General features: G+C 64.7%; 3 protein-coding genes, 2 tRNA genes and 1 pseudogene. 1 reads left to right on the plus strand and 5 read right to left on the minus strand.

Annotated features, from left to right (window positions below; genetic code table 11):
• From K789_RS23100 to K789_RS0113315, 4 genes and pseudogenes are all read right to left on the minus strand, one after another.
• A pseudogene (locus tag K789_RS23100) lies at positions 1 to 217 on the minus strand (ABC transporter); the annotation flags it as partial.
• Positions 218 to 238: 21 nt separating this feature from the next.
• Positions 239 to 1,258, minus strand: a complete 1,020-nt coding sequence (gene galE, locus K789_RS0113305; protein ID WP_024367179.1) for a UDP-glucose 4-epimerase GalE — start codon at positions 1,256 to 1,258, stop codon at positions 239 to 241.
• Between the two features lie 162 nt (positions 1,259 to 1,420).
• A tRNA-Glu gene (locus tag K789_RS0113310) sits at positions 1,421 to 1,493 on the minus strand.
• A gap of 130 nt (positions 1,494 to 1,623) precedes the next feature.
• A tRNA-Gln gene (locus K789_RS0113315) sits at positions 1,624 to 1,695 on the minus strand.
• A 331-nt stretch (positions 1,696 to 2,026) separates the two neighbouring features.
• On the opposite strand from K789_RS0113315, the gene K789_RS0113320 reads away from it, so the two are divergent.
• A complete protein-coding gene (locus K789_RS0113320; RefSeq protein ID WP_024367180.1) occupies positions 2,027 to 3,451 on the plus strand; it encodes a hypothetical protein in 1,425 nt (474 codons plus the stop codon).
• On the opposite strand, the gene K789_RS0113325 is transcribed toward K789_RS0113320, so the two are convergent.
• Positions 3,448 to 4,695, minus strand: a 1,248-nt coding sequence (locus K789_RS0113325; protein WP_157835695.1) for a heparinase II/III domain-containing protein, incomplete at its 5' end; no start/stop codon positions are given. The two genes, K789_RS0113320 and K789_RS0113325, sit on opposite strands and share 4 nt — an antisense overlap.

Below are 4,695 nucleotides of genomic sequence, written 5' to 3' on the forward strand. Positions count from 1 at the left end.
CAGCACCGGTGGAACCGCCGACGACGGCGAGGAGCGGCGCGTCGAGGCTGCGGTAGCGCGGCAGGATGTAGTCCTCGAGCTGGGAGAGGGCGTGGCGGATGTCACCCCGGGCCTCGTCCGCGCCGGGCAGGGCCAGCGGCAGCACGGTTGCAGCCAGGTCGCGGTGGACGGCTTCCAGCAGTTCAACGGCATGGCCGGGAGTTTGGTCGGAGCTCACCGCATCATCATGCCAGTTCGACTATCCGACCTCGGAGTATCCGAGAGGGTTCTTTCGCTGCCAGCGCCATTGATCCTCACACATCTGAGCCAAGGTTTTGTCTGCCGACCAACCGAGCTCATCCTGGGCCGCAGCAGGGTCTGCGTAACTGATGGCCGCATCGCCCGGGCGCCGGTCAGCGAATTCGTACTTGATCTTCTTTCCTGCCGCTTCGCTGAACGCTTCTATGACCTCCAATACCGAAGACCCACGGCCAGTACCGAGGTTCCAGCGGAAGACACCGTTACGGCTGGTCAGAAATTCCAGCGCAGCAATGTGGCCCACGGCAAGATCCACGACGTGGATGTAGTCGCGGATTCCGGTGCCGTCTGGCGTCGGGTAGTCAGCGCCGAAGACTGTGACCTTCTCTCGGCGATCGACAGCGACTTGGGCGACGAACGGCAGAAGGTTGTTCGGCACGCCCCGCGGGTCTTCGCCGATGCGACCGGACGCGTGGGCGCCAGCCGGATTAAAGTAACGGAGTAAGGCAACCCGCCAGCGCGGGTCGGCGGCACCCAGATCGGTGAGGATGTCTTCAATCTGTTCTTTAGTGCGGCCGTACGGATTGGTGGCGTTCAGCGGCTCGTCTTCGTGCAAGGGGACTTGCTCCGAAGCGCCGTAGACGGTGGCCGAAGAGCTGAACACCAGGGTCCGGACGCCGGCGCGGTCCATCCCGTGGAGTAGATTCAGCGTTCCAACGACGTTGTTCTGGTAATACGCCAGGGGATTCTCAACGGACTCGCCCACCGCCTTCAGCCCAGCAAAATGAATGACAGCGTCGAATTGAAATTCTGCGAGCACCGCGTCCAGCGCTTCGACGTCCAGTAGGTCAACCTGCCGGAACTCGACGTTCCTTCCCGAGATCTCCTGGACCCGTCGCAGCGACTCTGCGCTGGAATTGCACAGGTTGTCCAGAACCACGACATCGTGGCCAAGCTCCAGCAGCGAAAGCGTAGTGTGCGACCCAATATAACCGGCTCCGCCGGTAACCAAAACCTTCATTCGGCTTAGTCTAGGGGCATGAAACATGCCGGGGAGAATCGAACACGAATCCGGCGCAGACTCGGGGTGACTCGCTACGCCACCTGAATACGTGAACCCACTGCCCGGCCCACCGGACAACGAAAAACGGCCCCGGGCTGATGCCCGGGACCGTTTCATTTGTGACCCCAGCGGGATTCGAACCCGCGTTACCGCCGTGAGAGGGCAGCGTACTAGGCCGCTATACGATGGGGCCGCGTACTCTCCAGAACAGCATTTCTGCCGTCCGCGCTAAGCGATTATTTCATACACTCAGCAAGTGTTTCAAATCGGCGAACCGGTTCAAAACCCCTGATCAGCCGCGGAAATTCGCGGATTTTTCAGAGCTGGGATACCAGGACTCGAACCTAGAATGACGGTACCAGAAACCGTAGTGTTGCCAATTACACCATATCCCAATGGAACTTTCGGGCCGGATCCTTGGGTCGAAACCCGCGCTCCCGGCGCCTCAGCACGAGTAATTACTTTACCCGAGAGTTTTCCTTCGCACAAATCGGCCACACCGACGCCTGCAGAACGGCGCCGCGACTCCGGGGCGCGCACGTCGCATCCATAGAACCCTTGCCAATCCGACCCCACAAGTTTACGCTCGGTAAGTTACCAACGAGTAACCACCCTCCCCCACATCGCTGAGGGCAGCTACGCGGGCATTTCCGGATGTTAGCTGCATCACAGTTTGGGGGCTGGCAGCAAAGCCGCTGCCGGCAACGCCGTCGAGAGGAACCATCTGTGACACAGAGTCGTGCCGCCATCAACAAGACCCGCACCCGTGCCCAACAGATCGCCATCGCCACCCTTGCCCTGCTGCTGATTGCCCTGCTGGGGTTCTACACCCTCGTCACCGGCCGGATTACGGACGGTTCAGCCCGGCTCAAGGAGGGCGCGGGGCAAGCCTCCGCCGGCGCCTCGCAGCTGAAAGACGGCGCCGGGAAGCTCGCCACGGGTGCCGGCCTCGCAGACACCGGTGCAGGCAAGCTCTCCGCCGGTGCCGAAAAGGTCCGGGACGGGATCAGCCAGAAGCTGGCCCCGGGCGCCGAGAAGCTTCAGGCCGGCGCGGACCTGCTGGCCACGGGGGCCGTGAAGATAGAAACAGATGTCAACAACAAACTCGCCCCCGGCGTCTACAAGGTCGACGACGGCGCCCACAAGCTTGCCGCTGGAGCCGTGCAGCTCTCGGCTGCCCTGACTCCGACCGCCGCCGGCAATGCGGAGAACAACCTGGCCGACGGCGCCACGCAGCTTGAGGCGGGCGCGGCCCGGCTGGCATCGGGGTCCGGTGAACTCGCGGCCGGGACGGTCCAGCTCAAGGGCTACCGTGGCGCCAACAATGACCCCGAAGCCGGGACCGGGACTGCCGCCCTGGCGCAGGCCCTCGAACTCTTGCAGGCGGCCGCCTCGGATCCGGCGCAGGGCCTGGTGCCTCTGGCCGTGGTCAAGGACAAGATCGCCAAAATCGCGGCCGGGGCGAAGAAGCTTGACGCCGGCGCATCCCAGCTGCAGGCCGGAGCGGGCCGCCTGCAGGATGGCGCAGGCCAGCTGCACGCCGGGACGGGGAAGCTGACGGCCGGTTTCGGGACCCTCGCAGGCAAGCTCAACAGCCGGGACCCCAGCAGCCCCGGCGTGGTGCTCGGCACCGAACTGCTGGCCGACGGAACGTCGAAGATCCGGACAGGCATGGACGGCGTACCGGGTGACCCGGAACACCCGGGCCTGATCAAAGCGGCCGCCCGGATGACCGACGGCAGTTCCCGGCTTGCTGACGGGACGGTAGCGCTGAATGCCGGCATCAAGGGCGATCCCGCTGATCCCGCCAACCCTGGCCTGCTCAACGGCTCCCTGGCCCTCGCCTCCGGCGCCTCCGAGCTTTCGGCCGGCAACACCAAACTGGCATCCGGCTCCTCACAGCTTTCCACCGGGGCGGACAAGCTGGCAGACGGAAACGCCCGGATCGCGGAAGGCACGGGGACGCTGTATTCGAGCGCCGCGGCCGTCTCGCCGTCGAACATGGTGGGGCAGTCCGACGCCGGGCTGGCCCTGGGGATCGTCGGTGCCCTGGGCCTGGGCTCGGCCGGCGGGTTCTTGGTGCTGCGCGGCCTCCGGCCACGTAGCGGGGCAGCCTCGGAAGCTCGCGGCGGGGAGGTAGATGGCGTCTAGTAGGCGGTTGCGGTGAGGTCCAGTGCGGTGATCTGGGGCATGGTGAGTTTGAGGATGGTCAAGGCCTTGCCGTCAGGGCCGGTATCCGGTGCCGGGACCGCGGTAAGGGCGGATCCGGCCGGGACTCCGCTGAAAACGATCGTGATCGCCTGCCCGTCACGCCGCAACACCGCCCGGTTCGTCCCGATACTCACACTCGCATCGGTAACCCACTGCCAGGTCAAGTCTTTGGCAGTGGCAGCCCGGATGACGTCCTTGATGACCATGCTCGTACTACCGTGGGTCACGGTCCTCGTCGCGGTACTGGTACCCGGCAGAGCCTGCCGCAAATCCACCGACGCCGCGATTGTCGACACTGCTTTGATCGCCGCAGATGCCGTGACAGGTTGGTTCACCCCCGGGATCGTGAGCGTGGAGTGCGCCGAGGTCCCCGGCTTCCAGTAGGTGTAACGCTGCAGCGCCGAGTAGTACCCCGAGGTACTGCTCGGCATCATGCCCGGATCCACCGCCCACTGAATCCCCCTGCGGAAGAACGACACCGTGCCCAGGTCCAGGTGCGCGTGGGTCAAGACGTTCGACCCGCCCTTCAACGTCGCCGTGCTCCCGGGCACGTGCAATGCCGCAAACCCGGTCTGCGGATACACCGAGGTCAGCTTCGCAGGCAAAGCACCCGGCGCAATCCGCCACCACATCAGATACGCGTCCGGTTTCTGCGCGAACCGTCCAGCCACCCACGCCGCGACCCCCGCATCACCCCGCACCCGCGCGTCCCACGCCGGCATCAGCGCACTCAACTCCTGCGGGAGCGCATCCCCAAACGGGGTGGGCAGCCCGTCCGGGCTGGTGCTGTTCAACGCATACCCCGAAACCTTCGCCAGTGACGGCATCGCCACCGGAACACTTCGATACGCATTGGCCAGCGTCGAATACAACACCGCCACAGCCCTGCTCTGGTAATTCCAGTACCCCGGCCCCTCCTGGGTCCCGCCGTCGGCAGTGATCATCTGCAGCGCAGGCTGGATGGACTTCAACGACACCTGAGCCAACGCCGCCGCCTGCTCCGGCCACCGCTTCAAAAACACCGCCCCCGCCACAAAATTCGCCGCGTTATGAATCGACGCCATATTCGTCGGCGTCGTCACAAACGAATCCCGATCCTCATAAAGACACGTCTGCGGCCCCAGCCACCGCACCAGCACCGTCTCCTCCAACCCCGCCAACTTCACCCAGTCCACCGCAGACGA

The organism is Arthrobacter sp. TB 26 (assembly GCF_000427315.1).
Classification (GTDB): Bacteria; Actinomycetota; Actinomycetes; order Actinomycetales; family Micrococcaceae; genus Arthrobacter.